This is a genomic window from Aminipila butyrica (assembly GCF_010669305.1).
Taxonomy (GTDB): Bacteria; Bacillota; Clostridia; order Peptostreptococcales; family Anaerovoracaceae; genus Aminipila; species Aminipila butyrica.
Genome location: NZ_CP048649.1, coordinates 2,622,917 through 2,640,178, shown reverse-complemented (window position 1 = coordinate 2,640,178; position 17,262 = coordinate 2,622,917). Strand labels below are relative to the sequence as shown.

Genomic DNA, 17,262 nt, shown 5'->3' with positions numbered 1-17,262 from the left:
GCAGCAAGCTAATCGCTGCAAGTCCTCGCGATATAGAAAAGGGGGGGAGGATACGTTTTTACCTAGGAGGAAAAAAATGGCATGAATTTAGGTCGAGCAAAAAAATAAAAATGTTCGTGACTGTTGATATGAGGGACTAAAGCAGCTGACTATTATCTTCTAGGAGTATGGCGATATGTCTTGATTTTTTAAGTTTATGATCTTTTTTTCTGAGCAACAATACAATCAGGAAAGTCAGCAAGTCAGTTCTTGCCTTCAATTCTACGGTAATATATCATTGTAAGAAATTAAAAAATGAAAGGAGGACAATATGTTAACACCGAGAGTTAAAAGAATGAAGGAAAAGTATTTTGAGACGATTCCCGCTATCACAGCAGAGCGACTGGTGCTGGCAACGGAAGCATATCAGAAGTTTGCTGGCGATGCCGTTCCTATTTTCAGGGCTAAGGTTGTCAACTACATCATGGAGAACATGACAACACTGATCATGGATGATGAGCTTATCGTGGGAACCACAACAAATGTATATCGAGGTGCCAATCTGCACCCAGAGTTCCAGTCAAGTTCATGGTACATCAGTGATATTGACGAATTTGGGGCAAGAGACAAGGACCCCTATTATATTTCACCAGAAGACAAGGTGACTATTTTGGAGACACTCAAGTACTGGGAGGGTAGGTCAATGGAAGATCTGGCACAGACAGCACTTCCGGCACACATTCGAGAACTTGAGAAAGGTGATATCATTTGCGTAGGTCTGGAGAATGGTGTTTCAGGAGAAACGACATGCAACCACGAAAAAATTCTGACAGTGGGAATTCGAGGGTACATAGAAGAGTGCCAGAGAAATATCGATAGCATGATTCCACAGAGTATGGAAGAACAGGCCCAGGTGGATTTTTGGAAAGCCTGCATCATTCAGAGCGAAGGCTTGATTACTTACGCACATAGAATGGCAGCTGAAGCTGAAAGAATGGGTTCAGCATGTACCGATGAAAAGAGAAAAAAGGAACTTCTCACGATTGCAGAAAATTGCAGAGCCGTTCCTGAAAACCCACCGCAGACGTTCCAGCAGGCCCTTCAGGCCGTATGGTTCGTACATGTTTATTTCTACATTGAAGTGTGTACGACTGCCTGCGGATTCGGCCGATTTGATCAGTACATGTGGCAGTTCTACAAGAAGGATGTAATTGACGAGAATAACATCACCAGAGAAGAAGCGTTGGAAATGCTGGAATGTCTTTATCTCAAAAGCTGCGAGGTATATGAAGTACGAGACAGTTGGTACGCTACTGCCTTTGCAGGGTATCCAATGTGGCAAATCCTGGTGGTAGGCGGACAGACTCCGGAGGGTAAAGATGCGACAAACGACTTATCCTACCTCTGTCTGGAAGCGGCAAGCGAGCTTCAGGTAAAACAGCCGGTAATGGCATTAAGAGTTTGGGAAGAAACCCCTGAAGACCTGATTAAGTTTGGGTGCAGAATGATTCAGGAAGGACAGGCAAACCCGGGATTCTTTAACGACGATGCGGCTATAAAGATGTGCCTGGGCAAGGGTCGGGTCAGCACCCTAGAAGAAGCCAGAGACTGGACCATCGTCGGCTGTATTCAGCCAGGGCCTGGCGGCGGCGGAACAGATGGTTCCCCGGATGCCGGATATGTTAACATGGGCAAGATGCTTGAATTTGTCCTCCACAACGGCGTTGACCCGGCTACTGGTGAGCTGATGGGGCTTGAAACGGGAGATCCAAGAGAATTTAAGAATATAGAAGAGTTTAAGGATGCGCTCAAGAAGCAGATTATCCACCATTATAGTCTAATCAGAACTGGATACAATCTAATGCAGAGCATTCACATGAACAGATACCCGGTCATCTTCGCGTCCATGGTAACCAAGGGCTGTGTTGAAAGCGGCAAATCCGTACAGCACGGTGGGGCAAGGTATTCAACAAATGGCCTGTACGTTACCGGACCAGCTAACTTAGCAGACTCCATTGCAGCAGTAGAAAAGTGCGTATTCCAGGATAAGGATTTGACCATGGATGAACTGATTCAGGCATGCGACACCAACTTCGAAGGACAGGAAAGACTGCGCCAGCTTCTGCTGAACAAGCCGGAGAAATACGGAAACAACCAGCAGCATGTGGACAGCATCTACAAGGAGATGATGAACTATATTGCCGATATTGTTCAGGAATGGCCCGATGCCAGAGGCGGACATTACGCTTTCGGTATTGACTCCCAGACGATGAACATCCCACACGGTGCGGTTACAGGAGCACTTCCAGATGGAAGGCTTGCCGGGGAACCATTTTGCGATGCGTCTTCACCGATGATGGGCAGGGACAGGAATGGCCCAACAGCTACCGTGAAATCCGTTGCCAGCATGGTAGATGAGGCCTTACACGAAGGTGCGCTATACAACCTGCGTTTCGACCCGAAGGGGGTTCAGGGAGAAGATGGCCTGAATATTATCGAAGGGGTTATCAAGACTTATTTCGAAGATGGTGGCCAACATATACAGATAAATGTAGTTGATAATGAAACCCTCAAAAAGGCACAGGAAAACCCGGAGAATTACAAGGGCCTTATGGTTCGCGTAGCCGGCTACATGGCATACTTCACCGAACTTGATAAGAGTGCACAGGATACCATTATCTACAGAACGGCGCACTTATCACAGAATTAGCAGTACAGGAGGTTGTTTCAATGAGTAATGCACCTGAAAGCGTTCTTGTAGGCAGCCTTCAGAAATTTTCTGTAGAAGACGGACCCGGCATCCGGACAACAATATTCCTGAAAGGATGCCCGCTCCGTTGCAAGTGGTGCCACAATCCGGAGCTAATCGACCCACAGCAGCAGCTGATTCAGTCACCGAACAACTGCATCGGATGTGGTCACTGCGTCAAGGTCTGTCCCCAGGGGGCAGTGACAATGAACCCGGAAGAGGGCGTTGTCATTGACAGAGCCAAATGCGATCGGTGCCTTAAATGCGCAGACGAGTGCTACGCACAGGCCCTGAGACCTGTGGCCAAGCCCATGACCATTGATGACATACTCCGTATAGGTTTGCAGGATAAAGGTTTCTATGATAACACAGGGGGCGGTATTACCGTCAGCGGAGGAGAAATCCTTCTCCATGCAGACTTTGTAAACAAGCTCATTGATGAAGCGGGCAAACAGGGGATTCATGTATGTATGGATACTTGCGGCTTTGGGGATTCACAGGCTTTTATGGAAATGGCCCTCAAGGAAAATGTCACGGACATTCTTTACGATATGAAGGCCATTGACGACGACGTGCACAGAGAGTATACCGGAGTCAGCAATCAGTTAATCCTTGATAATTTGCGAATGCTGGCAGCGGATGCCAGGACGGCAGATAAGTTAACCATGAGAATGCCGCTTATCAAGGGTGTAAATGACAGCGACGATATCATTAGGCGTACAGGCGAGCTTTACAGAGAAATTGGGGTGAAACGAGTGAATCTGCTGCCATACCACAGCCTGGGAATCAGTAAGAAAAGGAACGTAGGTGGGGCCCAGGAAGAATTTGAGCAGCCCACAGAAGAGCGCTTAACAGAAATAGAAAATTATTTTAAAAATGAATTAAATTTAAAGGTGGAAATTTTGGGTAGGGTATAAGAAGTATTTATTGTTAATTAAGAGGAAGGAAACACTATGGACGGGACTAATTTAGGTATCATCACCCTAATTCCAGCGCTGGGTTTCTTAGCATTCGCGCTAATAACAAAGAAGTGTATCCTGAGTATCATGCTATCAGGTATACTCGGATATATATTTTACTACAAGGCAGGGTTCTTCATACCAATGATGGATGCATTACTTGCCGCCTCCTGCGATGCAGACAACAATTATATCGTTATCATTTGTCTGCTCTTCGGATGTTTTATACAACTGCTTAAACAGGCAAAGGGCGCAGTCGCAATCGGCGACTTAGCTAGAAAGTATATCAAGTCACAAAAACAAGTACTATTAATAACTTGGTTATGCGGAATCATCATTTTTATCGACGACTATCTCGGCATTCTGGTTACTGCAAACTGTGTATTGTCTCTTGCAGATGAACACAAGACGCCGAGAGAAATGCTTTGCTACATCATCAATACCACCTCTGCCCCGGTTTGCCTGATCATACCGATTTCTGCATGGGTTGTATTCTTCTCCGGAATCTTTGAGCAACAGGAAGCTGCCGCAGTAGTCGGCGATAGTGCAATGAGCATTTGGTATAATATCATGCCATACTTTTTCTATCCGTTTCTCTGTGTACTCTTCGTGCTTCTAGTAATTTTGGGAATCGTTCCGAAGATGGGTGGTATTAAAAAGGCCTACCAGCGAGTGGAAGAAACCGGACAACTTTGGCCGCCATCAAGTAATATGCAGAATCAAGGCGATGAACTCGGTGAGGTAATGGGTGCTATCTCGGATAATGGCAAGGAAGAAAAAGAAATAACTCCACATCTTTGGGCCTTCATGGTACCAATGGCAGTTGTTATTATCGTCACTATATGGCTGAGCGATGTTCTTTACGGTGTAAGCTGCGGTATCTTCGCTTGCTTCCTTCTGTTTGTTCCCACCAGGATAATGAGTCTTGGCAAATTCTGTGACGCTTGTTACAAAGGCCTTGAAGACATGTTATTTATAGCCGCTGTACTGGTTACATCCTTATTCTATAGAGAATCAATCACCTTAATCGGTTTACCGGATTACCTTGTTGAAGTTGCTGGCCATATATGAGTGCAGCATGGCTTCCGGCAATTGCATTTATTCTCATCGGTCTTGTATGTTTCGCAACCGGCAATATCTGGAGCATTCCGGCAGTTTGTACACCGATCATTTTGCCGTTGGCTGTTTCAAGCGGTGCAAGCATACCGCTTACACTGGGCGCAATTATTTCCGCAGCATGCTTTGGCGCACAGGCTTGTTTCTATTCAGACGTAACGCTGCTTTCGGCTTCAGCTTGTAAAATTAATAATGTAGACTATGCCGTGGCACAACTGCCATACATCGGGATTGTTACTGCAATATCTTTTGTCGGATATGTAATCTTTGGTTTCGCCATGTCATAGACGACGACAAAACGTGAAAAGGGGCTGGATTCTCAATCCGGCCCCTTTTCAATTGCAGTAAAGTTTTATATCGCAGTCATCAAAGGGGAAAGGACTAGAGAACAATCAGACCCTTGTTTTGCTTTAGTTTTATAGCTACCTGTCGATATAGTAGGTATAAAGGAATTGATAGGATTAAAAGAAGTAAAGAGGTGGGGAATGAACATAAATTCGATTATGCGCAATGAATATAGTAATCAACGTTCTAAAATTAGCAATACTAATTTAATAAATAAATTGGATGATTCGAAGTCAGCTAGGGCGATGGCTAAAAGGGATTCGGTAGAGATTTCAGCAGAAGCCTATGGACGGAAGGAGAATTCTAAAGAACCAAGTGCTACTTCTGGTAAAGACACCCTTGGAATCACAAAGGGGAGTGGGGAGGATTCCTATGTTGTTCATTTTTCTGACAGCGCCATGGTAAGCAGGGCGGTATCAAGAGGCTATATTACCGTAAACGGTACCGATATACCCCTAACCGATGAGGTGAAAGCACAACTGACCGCTGTTGACAAACAGGCACAAGCGGATCGGGAGGTTGCCTACAATAAATACATCATGCAGCATGAGATGGCCGTGGCCAAGCAGCAGGCAGAAGCTTGGAAACATGCCTTCGATGTCCCGGATTATTTGTCGCTGCTATTAGGACAAAAGACAGACGAATCTAGCTTTAGTAAGAACGACAGCAATAGAGATGGTGTCAGTTGGTCACAGTTTGAACGGAAATATTATGAAACGACCATGAACATTTCCATGAAAGGGACGCCAGAAATACAAGACATTCAGGAAAACGAGATGATACTAAATAAAGGGGAATAATTCTCCTTTTTTTAGTGCCTGTCTATGCACTCCTTTTGAATACAATAAAAAGGCCTTCTATGAATGTATTTTATCATAGAAGGCCGCACTAGTTATTCTCCTATAAAATTTGTAGAGATTCTTACAAGCTCATTTTAGGGAAGACTTGTCCATGGTATCGTATCCCAACTCTTTCAGTTTTGCTAAAACAGTTGGGTAACCTTCTGCAACGACAACTGTGTCGTTCATAAAGATTACATTTGCGCCATAAGCTTCTATAAACTACACCTGTCTTCAAGTGTAAAATATCTGTTACCGGAACAGCGATGGCCTTAGCGGCAGCTTCTTTTTCAACCCATGTAGAAAAGTGAGTTAAAAAATATGAGGAAAAACTGATAGAGCGATTAACCGACTATGGCAATTCCCGCAGGGCCGTTCCCAACGCTTAAGGTGGCAGTAACAGACAGGGTTGCTGTGTTAATAATGCTTACGGTAGAGCTTATTTGATTACAGATTGCCGCCAGCGGATAAAACTTGCTGGCAGCTACGCCCCCTGGCACGTCGCCAACAGGAATTCGTGCGGTTACTTGTTGAGAACAAAGGGTTACCATAGCTGCTTCATTGTCACGAGGAATCGCCACCAGGCACTGTTGATTCTCGCTGGTAAGTGCCAACCCGGAAGGGGAGCCGCTAAGGGTAATGTTCGGGTAGCTGCATAGCTGACACGTGTCAATGGGAGTCAAAGTCTGGCTGTCTCTGCCAGCAACTAACAATAATGATTCTTTGGCCGAATACGTCATGCGGCCAGGATTTGTGCCAGTATCTATTAGCCGGATGAGGGTCTGGTTGCATAGGTCAATTACTGCTGTCTGATTTAAGACAGGCTGGGTAACGTATGCTTGAGAACCTCCATTTGTAACGGTTACAGACCCGCTGGAGGAAGGTAAAGTGATTTGCCCTAAGTTTTCCAGCTTGGAATTAAGAATCTGCATAATGGGTTCATCATCAAGGACGACATAAAGATATTGACCACAAGGCGATAGATCTAATCCTCTTGGCCAACTGACAACAGCAGCTTGAAGTATCAGTTGGTTGCTTGTTAAGTCTAGCTTTAGGATCTTCTTATGAGCGTAGTCTGCCACATAAGCCATGTTATCAGCTGCACTGATAACAATATAATACGGATTGGAATCCTCTCCACAGGGAATATCACCGAGATGGCGGCCTTCCGCCAAGTTGACAATGGCAACTTTAGCACTTGTACTGCAACAGATATATGCCGGGGGAGGGCAAAGTGGTTTCTGGCAATTTATATTCATATTCATGTGATTCATCTTCATATCCTCCATGTGATTCCCCAAAATAGCTGTAAAATATAAAATGGTTTCTCCAGTACTCCAGTATATGTGCACAATCGATACCTGTTGATATCGACTGTTTTAGTTTCTTTTTCAATCGCATAGGCCTCTTAAAAATTAATCAATTAATGGTCCATTCATGATATAATGAATGCATTGGTTGTATAGGCGGTGTTGCCGCATAGAAAGCAATGGGTGAAATAAGGGGATGGTATTATGGGATTAATAGAACTCATCGGTGAATGGATAAACCCGGGAAAAGTAGGTACAGTGGATATACGCAAAGGGGAAAAAGAGAAGCATCTAGGCCTGTTAATGGTAAAAACCTTCTTATCAACAGTAATTATAGGAGGGCTGTATTGGTTAATCGTAGGCCTGTCCTTTCATATGAAAGAGCTGCTATCCTTTATAGCTGGAATTACAGTTTACAGTACGGTCAGTTATTTTATTACACCAAGACCAGATTACTCGAATATTGGTTGGGCTGGAGGGCTTTTTAACAATCCCTTTAGAATTTCTGACGATATGAATCGAATGCTAATTTTTATTATGGTGCTATTAATGCCGGGCCGGCTGATTTCTACCACGGTTTTATCGTTGATAGATTTATTCCGAGAATGATGTTGTTTTGTTGAATGAAGAAGCTTTAGTATATTAAGATAAGTGAAATGAGAGGTAATAGAGATGATTAGTGATGTATTCTTTTTCGGTGGGGGCTTTGAAATCGTGTTTTTTTTGATATTTATTTTAGTGCTTTGTATTATAGTGGTCAATATTGTTAGAGGCATTGGACAATGGAATAAAAATAACCATTCTCCTCGGCTGACAGTAGCCGCGACGGTCGTGGCAAAGCGTATCGACGTCAGTCATGGGCACCACAACAATGGGGGCGATATCACCGGAGCACAAGGCTCTTACACCACCTCTTCTACAAGTTATTATGTGACTTTTCAAGTGGAAAGTGGGGATCGAATCGAATTTCTGATAGGTGGTTCGGAGTATGGGTTTCTGGTAGAAGGGGATCATGGACAATTATCTTTTCAGGGGAGCCGATACCTGAGTTTTGAACGGAGTTTATAAGAGGAATGGATAAAAATTGCATTTCAACAATAACTGGAAGACGGTTTAATCCAACGGCACCAGAGATAAGGGATATTACAATAGAGGATATTGCTCATGCATTGTCGATGATTTGTAGAGCTAATGGGCACTTTAAAATGTTTTATTCTGTTGCTCAACATTCCATCAATTGTGCAATGGAAGCAAAAGCAAGAGGGTTGTCAAGAGAAATACAACTTGCATGCTTACTGCATGATGCATCTGAAGCATACATCGGTGATATGACAAGACCACTTAAAAGACAATTAACGGCTTATAGCGAATACGAAAATCTTATGCAGACCATTATATTAAGAGCACTAGAAATACCTGATATTGATAAAGAAGAGCAAAAAGCAGTAAAAGAAATTGATGACAGCCTTCTTTACCATGAGTTTAAGCTTTATAATGGGGAGAAATTATTTGAAAAAGAACCGGAATTAAGGATTACACTACCTGTAGAAGAAATAGCTCATACAAAGATAAAAAAACAGTTTTTAAGGCAATATACTGTTTTAAAAAATGGAGAAAACACACTCTTATCGATAGGCATTGATGGATGTAAAGGTCAGTGGATAGTAGCCGTATTAACGGACGAAGAGGTAAATATACATAAATATAAATGTATAGACGACATTTGCAGAACCTATACGGATGCAGGTTCTATGATTATAGATATACCTATAGGGTTGCCGGACAGCAAGGAGATGGCAGAGCGTAGGCCGGATAATGCACTACGAAAAATATTGAAGGGAAAAGCGTCTAGCGTTTTTAATGTGCCATATCGGAACGCTGTATATGCAGAAAATAAGCAACTGGCAAAAGAAGAAAATATGAAATTAGTTGGAAAAAGTTTGTCAGAACAGTCGCTGGCTATAATACCGGCTATAAGGCAGGTCGATAAATTTCTTAATGGAAACTCGGAATGGAAAAATCGTTTGAAAGAGGGTCATCCCGAGTACGGATTCAGTATTCTGAATGGTGGAGTCCCAGTTATGTCAAAGAAAAGGACGGATGAAGGGGCTTTAGAAAGAATGCAGTTGTTAGAGAAGTATTGCCCTTGTATATCAAAAACTATTGAGAGCCAGAGGAATAGAGATGATGTACTGGATGCACTTTGTTTAGCTATAATAGGAAAACTTGGGCTTGAAAATGGTTTTACAACCGTGCCTCAAGAAGTCAAAAATGATGCGGAAGGCCTTAACATGGCAATCATTGGGGTGGAGCTTAATATTGTGTAAAACATACTTTAGGATTTAATAAATGGTGTGAATATTACTAAATTGAATTTAATTTAGCTACCTTTGGCAAACTATTTATAGTAAGATAAGGGTAGTAATTGGAAAAAGTATTTGTGAAACACAGGAGGAGAAAAAATGGCTGAAAGTAAGACAATGGACAATTTGATGGAAGCTTTTGCAGGAGAATCTCAGGCAAATAGAAAGTACTTGGCTTATGCCAGAAAAGCCGAGAAAGACGGACATCTGAATGCTGCAAAGTTATTTAAGGCAGCTTCTGATGCGGAAACCTTGCATGCCCTAAAGCATTTTGAAGTAGCCGGAAAAGTGGGCTCAATCGTGGAGAATCTGCAAGATGCGGTATCAGGTGAAACACATGAATACAAAGACATGTATCCAGACTTTGTGAAGCTGGCAGAAGAGGAAGGCAATAAAGCGGCAGTTATGTCCTTTACCTTTGCCATGAAAGCGGAAGAAGTGCATGCGAAGCTTTATCAAGAGGCCTTGGATAATCTGGATCAGAAGGAAGAAGTCTTCTATTATCTATGTCCCGTATGTGGAAACATTGAAAAATTTGTTCCGGAAAAATGCAGCATTTGCGGTGTTCCTGGCGATAAGTTTATTAAATACTAATGCCTAGAGAACTGGTTGCTATAGGATAGCAATCCGCGTATCTTTTAAGAAAAGGAAGAGCCTGTCCCCGTAGGGGACAGGCTCTTGTGCTATCGTCACTTGCTAAAGGTCTCAAAAGGAAACCAGAGCTGGTGATAGCTGACATAAATATCCTCTTCTTTTCGCATAAGTACGACACGGCTCAAAATATCGCCAGTCAAGGTAAGTCCTTGGCTTTTCAGGTATTCCATGGCCGGTATCAGGCGCTTTGTGGTTAACACTTCGTTGGAGTCTGTACGAATCGTCGTATAAACGGCAGTAAGTTCAGGGAAAAACTGAATATCGTCCTGCTGTTTTAAATCAAAAAATTCTTTGTATTCTGCATCAACCCCAAGACCAAAAGTAAAGGTTCCTTCTGTTCCTCCAAGGAGCACTTCTTGCTGAGAAAAAAGTGCACAGGGATATACAAAAGGAACTTTGGAAATCCATTCTTGTAATTTCCTGCGAATATCAGCATTGGCGTGAATGCTATAGGCCTGTTGTGTTTCCAGGCGATAGATGGCCGGACGTGTGCGTATGCTATAGGTTCCGAAGCTTTTTTGTGTTTCGCTTACAATTTCTTGTGTTTGACGCAATCGCTTGAGCAGATTAATATTCCAGATGATTTCTTGTTGAATTTGTTGTTCTTTTTCTTCAAGGTGACCGATAAATTCATCGGTACCATAGTCATTTAGCATTTTTACGGTGTCCGACAGTGAATATCCGAATTGGCGGTATGAGCGTGCGCGGATGAGCATGTGAATATCCCAGACATCATAATAACGGTATCCCGTGTTATCATCTTTTTGCGGTTTAATAATGCCGTGGTTTTCATAAAAACGGATGGCTTCCGGGGTAATCCCCAGCATTTTTGCCACGTCGCCGATCTTATATTTTTCTCCGCCTCCTTTTCCTTCCATCTTTTCTCCCTCCTTATTCGAAAACCTTAAAGGGACTTTAATCTCCTTCCAGGCAGATTTGTGAAATGTTTGACATATTGTATTCTGATATAGGGAAGTATAACGGATTCTATGCAAGTTTACAAGTCTGAAGAGCATATAATCCCATTCTTTCCGATAAAAATAGCTTTATTTCCAATTGACTTTAAAGTTGCTTTATGTGTTATTCTGCAACTGTGAGTTAAAAAAATAACAAACAGGAGGATTTTTATATGTTTAATTTCACAGGAAGAACAGTTATTGTAACAGGAGCAGCAAAGGGGATTGGAAAACAAATTGCAAAGAGTTTTTATGATGCAGGGGCTAATTTAGCTCTTTGCAGTGTAGAACGAGATTATTCCGATGAAATATTAACAGAGATTGCAGGCGCGAACCGAGAACGTATCTTTGGGATGGCGGCAGATTTGACTAAAATGGATGCATTAGATGGCTTCATGAAAGAGGCGGTGAAGCGGTTTGGGCAAATTGACGTTTTAGTCAATAATGCCGGGGTTTACATGGTAACACCTAGCGTTGATGTGACAGAGAGCCAATGGGATTTGACCCTGGATGTCAATCTGAAGAGCCAGTTTTTTTGCTCACAATTTGCAGCAAAGAATATGATTGAACGTAATAAGCCAGGTACTATCATCAACATTGCATCCATTAATGCGCAGTCTGTCGTGCCAAACAGCACCGCTTACTGTGTGAGCAAGGCGGGTGTTCAAATGCTGACAAAGTGCTTGGCGAAGGATTGGGGTGAGTTTGGTATCCGGGTTAATGCTGTTGGTCCCGGAAGTATTCCTACAGATATCAATAAAGACATTTATCAGCAGCCAGGCAAGCTGGAAGCCCTTAAAAGCCGCCTGCCGCTAGGTCGGCAGGGGACGGTGGGCGAGATTGCTAATGCGGTGTTGTTCCTGGCTTCCGAGGAAGCTTCTTACATAACCGGTCAGACACTCTTTGTAGATGGTGGATGGCTTTTGTCCTAGAAGGAGAATAAATTAGATGGAACAAGATAAAAAGCGCTATGGCATTCTCGCCATGGCATGGATAATAACGTTTTTTGTTTCCGCTGTATCAGCATTTAGTGTCCTTTCAGCGGGCATGACGGACAGCACAACAGGGATTTTGGATACTCTTGGCAACCCAAAATTTACTTCTTCACAGTTAGCCAATGCCTATGCCATTTATCAGCTTTGTCTGGCTATTGTGGGCATTTTTGCAGGAAGGATCGTCGATAAAATGGGGCCTCGAACGGTCGTTTTCATTGGGTCCCTTGTTTTCTCTTTAGGCTGGTTTATTACTGGATTCTGTGATGAAATCGTAGAAATTTACTTGGCCTTTGGAATCTTAGCAGGAAGCGGTGCCGGTATGGTTTACAACCCTAATGTGACCGCAGCTCTGCGGTGGTTCCCGGACAAGAGAGGGCTGATATCGGGCTTGCTGTTAGCTAGTGCAGCGCTTGGACCCTTCACCTTTTCGCCAGTTGCCAGCACCATGATTCATACTTTTGGCAGTTCTCAGACAGCGTTTAAAATCTTTGGTGTGGTTTGTGTCATTTTTATGGCTGCTTCGGCCTTATTTCTGCGAAAAGCAGATGACGGGTATCTGCCTGCCGGCTATACGGTCCCGAAAATACAGGCAAATGGTATGGGGCCTTCCATAGATTTTATCTGGAAAGAAATGCTGAAATCCCCGCTATTTTATACCCTACTATTTATTTTTATCAGTGCCACCACCGCAGGCAACATGTTTGTAGGTGCTAATTATAGTATCGCACAGATTCAGATTGGTGCAGATGCTTCAGAAGCGGCTATGGCAGTCAGCATCTGCGCACTGGCCAATTTTGGCGGCAGGATTTTGTTTGGTTATATGACGGATAAGGTTGGTGCTGTCAAGTCCCTTATAATCAGTTTATGTATTACGGGGATAACGCTGGTGCTGATGATGTTTGTGAGGGATTTACCCTTTTACATCATGGCGGTTTCTTTAATTGGCATTGGGTTTGGTGCGGTTATGGTTATCTTTCCGCCTCTTTGCGGTCAGATTTTCGGGGTAAAAAATCTCAGCACAAACTATGGCTTTGTATTTCTTGGCTATGCGGGAAGTGCCTTTGTGGGACCGAGGATTGCCGCGTATTTCAAAGATTATGTAGGCAACTTCCAAGGCGCTTATCTGATTGCACTGGGGATTACGTTTCTGGGGCTTTTGTTAGTCTTTCTATTTTGCACCCTGAGAAAGAAAAAGCTTGCTTATTAAAATAAGTTGAATTTCTATACGGCCTATGATAAGATAAGTGCAGAATTAAATAGTAAACGGCGATGGAGTTCGCCTTTAAGTGCTGCTAAGCTAATGACTCCTACAAGCGTTTTTTCGCTATGTAGGAGTTTTTTGTTTTTCTAAATATAATTGCAGCAGTTCATGATGGGTAAGGAGAATGAAACATGTATTACATCTATATTGCCATCTTTGGCGCGATTGGATCTGCACTCCGATATTGGATCAGCATAACGCTGGAGGGGAACCTTTTTCCCTATGGGACCTTTTTAATTAATATTGCCGGCAGCTTCCTTTTAGCCGTTGTTGTCACATATTTGTCTACCTTACCGGGGATTTCCAATAGGTTGGTCGTAGGTCTGGGGACAGGCTTGATTGGTTCTTTTACCACCTTTTCTGCTTTTAGTGTACAAGCTGCTGACTTCATCTTAAACAGGCATTATGTCATGGGGGGAGCGTATGTGCTGATTAGCCTATTATGCGGTTTTTTATCAGCAGCTCTGGGCGTTTATGCCAGCAATAAATGGATTGTTAGAAGGGGGCTTACAGAGAATGAGTAATTTCTTGTTGGTCATGGCTGGCGGGGCTATAGGCTCGTTATGCCGCTTTGGGCTTTCTTCCCTTATGAAGAGGGACACTTCAAGTTCCTTTCCTTTGGCAACCTTATGGATTAATTTAGTTGGTTCTTTTGGCATGGGCCTGCTGGTTGGCATTCACGCCAATCATTTTAGCCAGCTGCTGATAGGGACAGGCCTTATCGGTGGATTCACCACCTTTTCTACCTTTGAAATGGAAAACATTACCTTGTTTCAGCAGCGTGCATACCGGAAATTAATCCTCTACGTGCTGTCATCTGGTGTCGGCGGTGTGGGATTGGCCATGGTGGGATTGCAGATAGGAAATCTACTGATTTACCTGTCTGCCAGCAATAGTGGCTTGTAAAAAGTAACACGGCGATACTTTTTAGGGTACCGCCGTCTTTCTATGGATTTTATTTAGAAATTAAAAACTTCAGACCAGTCAAAATAGCCAGATTCCTCTGTACTTTTTGGCCATTGACTGCACCATGCAGGCACACTAGGCGCCTCAACTCGGTCAAAGCTGGGGGTGTACGGCTTGATATCGAGAACGGGTGTGTTATCGTTGGCATCGATAAAGGCAACTTGAATGAGGCCTTCCTCCAAATCAATATGGATAACCTCTACCGTAGTCAATGCTATGGGGTTGGGGCGTATGGGCGACCTAGTTGCGAAAATACCCACTACAGAGGGGGCACCCTTATAAGGCTGTTCCGTTTGCAGTTCAGCCCGTGATGGGGCGTCATCATAATCGCTAAACCACCAGAGCACGTTAATATGGCTAAAGCTCTCCAGGGCTTGTAAAGCTGGAATATAATTTTTATCCAGCTTGATATAGGTGCCATTCTCGTTGTTGCAGACTTTGCCAATAGGGCGCAGTGTTAAATTGTTCATATCATACCTCCTTAGTTGATGTGAGTACAGCGTAAGCCCTCACATGGTGTGAGGGTCAAGGGCATAAAAAAATATCCTGCAAAAGCAAGATATTTTTAGATCTGCACGAATGGTATTTGAAGTTCAATCAAATAATTGTCGGGGTTGTTTTCATTCCAAGGTCCTCGGTGCACGATTTGGCGAGTTGGTCCGGACATTTGATATCGGTTGTTTTCTTGCAGCCAGTTGGAAAAAGTCAGATAACCTTTTCTGATATTAGAAAAAGCGCCATAGACCATGGTGCAAGCCATCGTTGGTACCGGACTTGTGCTTCGATAGACAAAGTTTTCGCTGCTTTTCCCCAATCTTTCTACGGGAGCACACAATTCAACATCTACGAGCGTTTCTTTATAAGAGGTATCGTGGTAAATCGAAAAGGTGTTACTGGACAGGGGGATCTGATGCTCCGCAGCAAATGCGGACAGTTCTTGCCATAAGGTTCCTTCAGCATAATAATCGGGGATTATTCTACGCAAGGAAAGCACTTGATAACTGGGAATCTCTTTAATTGAAATATTGTAGTGTATATCCCTTTTGCCCATCAAAATTTCAGCTTTGGCGAGATTTATTTTTCTTAGCCGTTCTTGTTCTTCTTGAATATTTTGTTCTATTTCTTTATATTTCTTGTCCAACTGGGCTAAAAGCCCAGGGTCATCTTTTTTATTAAGCGCCGTTATGATTTCTGAAATAAGAAAGCCACTGTCGCGAAGATAGACGATTTTATTGAGGATAGGTATTTGTTCAACGGAATAAAGACGATATCCTGTCCATTTATCAATTTCTGCTGGTTTTAGAAGTCCTGTCTCATCATAATACCGAAGCATACGAATGGAGACTTGGGTTAATTTGGAGAACTCTCCTATTTTGAACATGTTATCACCACCTGTCAACTATTATTATACTTATTGTTTTAAACACTTCAATCGTTTTCTGGCACGGATAACAACGGCTTATCTTTTTTCAGAACAACGGTGTATTTTTACTGCCAGGGACAACTGCTCCATGGCGGAAAAACTTTTGTAATTCAGGTGAGTGATTTCTGATATCTTTTCCAGCCGGTAGCGAATGGTATTGCGGTGCTGAGAGAGCTGTTCGGCGGTTTCCAGCAGGCTGCAATCCAACTGGATGTAGCAGAGCAGGGTGTCTAACAGATGCGTATTGTTCTCGATATCATAATCGGAGATAGGGTCTAACAGTTCATCGGCGTATTTCTGCATATGATCGCTGTTATAAAAGGGAAAGATGATTTTGTAGGCAGCCAGCTGACTGTATTGCTGGATAGCATTGCCGGAGATGCCGGGCAGCTGGCAGGCATACCGACTTTCCAGAATGCTGGTTTTGAATTCCTCCAGCTTCAGATGCAAATCGCTGATACCCACAGACAGGTCGGTTTCATCAGGCAGGAGTACGTCCAGTGCTTCTCGGACCAAAGGATCTGCACAGGGCTGAGTAATATTTTCACCGGAGCAGACCAAGAGCAGGCCGTGCTGGCAGTAAATCAGGCTGTTGCCAATCTGATTCAGGCTGCTTTTGGCGTAAGCATCATAGATTCGTTGAAAGGCGGTCAAATCGAAAAAATCGTCCAGCTGAATGAAAGCGGTAAAAAATTCATTATAAAAGGAAGGGTTAATGGCCTGGGCTTGTTGCTTAACTGCCTCTTCGGTGAAATCCTGGGAAAGAATAAGACGGATTTTTTCACTGGCAAACTGCATGTCCGAAAGCAACTGGCTGTGGCGGCTTACGTGAGCGATAATCTGTTCTACATAAATATCCTGAGATTCTACTACAAAAATCGGAAAGTTTTTGGAGTCCGCATACCGAAGCAGGGATTCATGAAGGGGAATGTGGAAGACGTTTTTTATGACTAGTCCGCTGGCGCCTTTAGCGATTAAGTATTTAACCGCATCCGTCACCAGGAAAGGGTTGTCTTTCGCATATAAAAAAGTGGTGATAATCAGTTGATTTGCGTGAATGTTTGTATGAAAATATTTATTTTTTAAACTGGGTTCCAGTTCGTAATCCAATATACCTACATTGGTAACGGCTCTGGATACGCCGCCCATACCCGCGACAATTTTTAGGCCGTGAGAAAAGGTGTGATAAAAATCAGAAACTAAGTAACTCATCGTTAAACCTCCGCTGGACTGTCAGGAAAGAGGAAGGCAAAAGGCTCGTCCCCACCAATCCATATCATTATACCGCCTCGTCTCCTGTCTGTGTACAAAAAGATGAGAAGAGGGTGCAGATTTCACCCAATTCAT

18 protein-coding genes and 1 riboswitch are annotated in these 17,262 nt (G+C 43.2%); of the genes, 13 read left to right on the top strand and 5 right to left on the bottom strand.

The genetic code is table 11. The features are described from left to right. Window positions 1–310: 310 nt before the first annotated feature. The 5 genes from Ami103574_RS12545 (at window position 311) to Ami103574_RS12530 (ending at window position 5,948) form a co-directional block, all read left to right on the top strand. The gene (locus Ami103574_RS12545; RefSeq protein ID WP_163067315.1) at window positions 311–2,689 is read left to right on the top strand and encodes a glycyl radical protein; all 2,379 of its coding nucleotides are present in this window, start codon (window positions 311–313) and stop codon (window positions 2,687–2,689) included. Between the two features lie 20 nt (window positions 2,690–2,709). Continuing rightward, window positions 2,710–3,645 carry a glycyl-radical enzyme activating protein gene (locus Ami103574_RS12540; protein WP_163067314.1) on the top strand — a complete coding sequence of 312 codons (936 nt, stop codon included), beginning with the start codon at window positions 2,710–2,712 and terminating at the stop codon, window positions 3,643–3,645. Window positions 3,646–3,681: 36 nt separating this feature from the next. Then, entirely contained in the window at window positions 3,682–4,758 is a 1,077-nt protein-coding gene (locus Ami103574_RS15985; protein WP_207710501.1) for a Na+/H+ antiporter NhaC family protein, read from the top strand. After that, on the top strand, window positions 4,755–5,090 hold the full coding sequence (locus Ami103574_RS15980) for a Na+/H+ antiporter NhaC family protein (RefSeq protein WP_207710500.1): 336 nt from the start codon (window positions 4,755–4,757) through the stop codon (window positions 5,088–5,090). Before Ami103574_RS15985 ends, Ami103574_RS15980 begins: the two co-directional genes overlap by 4 nt. A gap of 198 nt (window positions 5,091–5,288) precedes the next feature. Then, window positions 5,289–5,948 (top strand): hypothetical protein, encoded by a 660-nt coding sequence (locus Ami103574_RS12530; RefSeq protein WP_163067313.1) that lies wholly within the window; start codon window positions 5,289–5,291, stop codon window positions 5,946–5,948. A gap of 383 nt (window positions 5,949–6,331) precedes the next feature. On the opposite strand, the gene Ami103574_RS12525 is transcribed toward Ami103574_RS12530, so the two are convergent. Continuing rightward, window positions 6,332–7,261 carry a YncE family protein gene (locus Ami103574_RS12525; RefSeq protein ID WP_163067312.1) on the bottom strand — a complete coding sequence of 310 codons (930 nt, stop codon included), beginning with the start codon at window positions 7,259–7,261 and terminating at the stop codon, window positions 6,332–6,334. Window positions 7,262–7,501: 240 nt separating this feature from the next. On the opposite strand from Ami103574_RS12525, the gene Ami103574_RS12520 reads away from it, so the two are divergent. From Ami103574_RS12520 to Ami103574_RS12505, 4 genes are all read left to right on the top strand, one after another. After that, window positions 7,502–7,906, top strand: coding sequence for a hypothetical protein (locus Ami103574_RS12520; RefSeq protein ID WP_163067311.1), 405 nt, complete (start codon window positions 7,502–7,504; stop codon window positions 7,904–7,906). Window positions 7,907–7,969: 63 nt separating this feature from the next. Further along, complete coding sequence (locus tag Ami103574_RS12515; protein WP_163067310.1) at window positions 7,970–8,365, top strand: DUF2500 domain-containing protein; 396 nt, start codon at window positions 7,970–7,972, stop codon at window positions 8,363–8,365. A 5-nt stretch (window positions 8,366–8,370) separates the two neighbouring features. After that, window positions 8,371–9,624 (top strand): DUF429 domain-containing protein, encoded by a 1,254-nt coding sequence (locus Ami103574_RS12510; protein WP_163067309.1) that lies wholly within the window; start codon window positions 8,371–8,373, stop codon window positions 9,622–9,624. 135 nt (window positions 9,625–9,759) lie between these two features. Further along, window positions 9,760–10,254: a rubrerythrin family protein gene (locus tag Ami103574_RS12505; protein ID WP_163067308.1), complete on the top strand. Its 495-nt coding sequence runs from the start codon at window positions 9,760–9,762 to the stop codon at window positions 10,252–10,254. Window positions 10,255–10,349: 95 nt separating this feature from the next. Here the strand turns inward: Ami103574_RS12505 and Ami103574_RS12500 are convergent, their stop codons facing one another. Beyond that, window positions 10,350–11,192, bottom strand: a complete 843-nt coding sequence (locus Ami103574_RS12500; protein WP_163067307.1) for a MerR family transcriptional regulator — start codon at window positions 11,190–11,192, stop codon at window positions 10,350–10,352. Between the two features lie 251 nt (window positions 11,193–11,443). Between Ami103574_RS12500 and Ami103574_RS12495 the strand changes: the two genes are divergently transcribed. From Ami103574_RS12495 to crcB, 4 genes are all read left to right on the top strand, one after another. Then, window positions 11,444–12,202, top strand: a complete 759-nt coding sequence (locus Ami103574_RS12495) for an SDR family NAD(P)-dependent oxidoreductase (protein WP_163067306.1) — start codon at window positions 11,444–11,446, stop codon at window positions 12,200–12,202. A 16-nt stretch (window positions 12,203–12,218) separates the two neighbouring features. After that, window positions 12,219–13,472 (top strand): L-lactate MFS transporter, encoded by a 1,254-nt coding sequence (locus Ami103574_RS12490; RefSeq protein WP_163067305.1) that lies wholly within the window; start codon window positions 12,219–12,221, stop codon window positions 13,470–13,472. Window positions 13,473–13,521: 49 nt separating this feature from the next. Next, window positions 13,522–13,582, top strand: a riboswitch (Fluoride riboswitch). Between the two features lie 75 nt (window positions 13,583–13,657). Then, a complete protein-coding gene (locus tag Ami103574_RS12485; RefSeq protein WP_163067304.1) occupies window positions 13,658–14,050 on the top strand; it encodes a fluoride efflux transporter FluC in 393 nt (130 codons plus the stop codon). After that, window positions 14,043–14,432: a fluoride efflux transporter CrcB gene (crcB, locus tag Ami103574_RS12480; RefSeq protein ID WP_163067303.1), complete on the top strand. Its 390-nt coding sequence runs from the start codon at window positions 14,043–14,045 to the stop codon at window positions 14,430–14,432. Before Ami103574_RS12485 ends, crcB begins: the two co-directional genes overlap by 8 nt. A 53-nt stretch (window positions 14,433–14,485) precedes the next feature. Here the strand turns inward: crcB and Ami103574_RS12475 are convergent, their stop codons facing one another. The 3 genes from Ami103574_RS12475 to Ami103574_RS12465 all read right to left on the bottom strand — a co-directional run bounded on the left by Ami103574_RS12475 (window position 14,486) and on the right by Ami103574_RS12465 (window position 17,127). Beyond that, on the bottom strand, window positions 14,486–14,962 hold the full coding sequence (locus Ami103574_RS12475) for an SAM-dependent methyltransferase (protein WP_163067302.1): 477 nt from the start codon (window positions 14,960–14,962) through the stop codon (window positions 14,486–14,488). A gap of 95 nt (window positions 14,963–15,057) precedes the next feature. Further along, a complete protein-coding gene (locus Ami103574_RS12470) occupies window positions 15,058–15,873 on the bottom strand; it encodes a MerR family transcriptional regulator (protein ID WP_163067301.1) in 816 nt (271 codons plus the stop codon). A gap of 78 nt (window positions 15,874–15,951) precedes the next feature. Then, window positions 15,952–17,127, bottom strand: coding sequence for a PucR family transcriptional regulator (locus tag Ami103574_RS12465; protein WP_163067300.1), 1,176 nt, complete (start codon window positions 17,125–17,127; stop codon window positions 15,952–15,954). Window positions 17,128–17,262 lie beyond the last annotated feature (135 nt).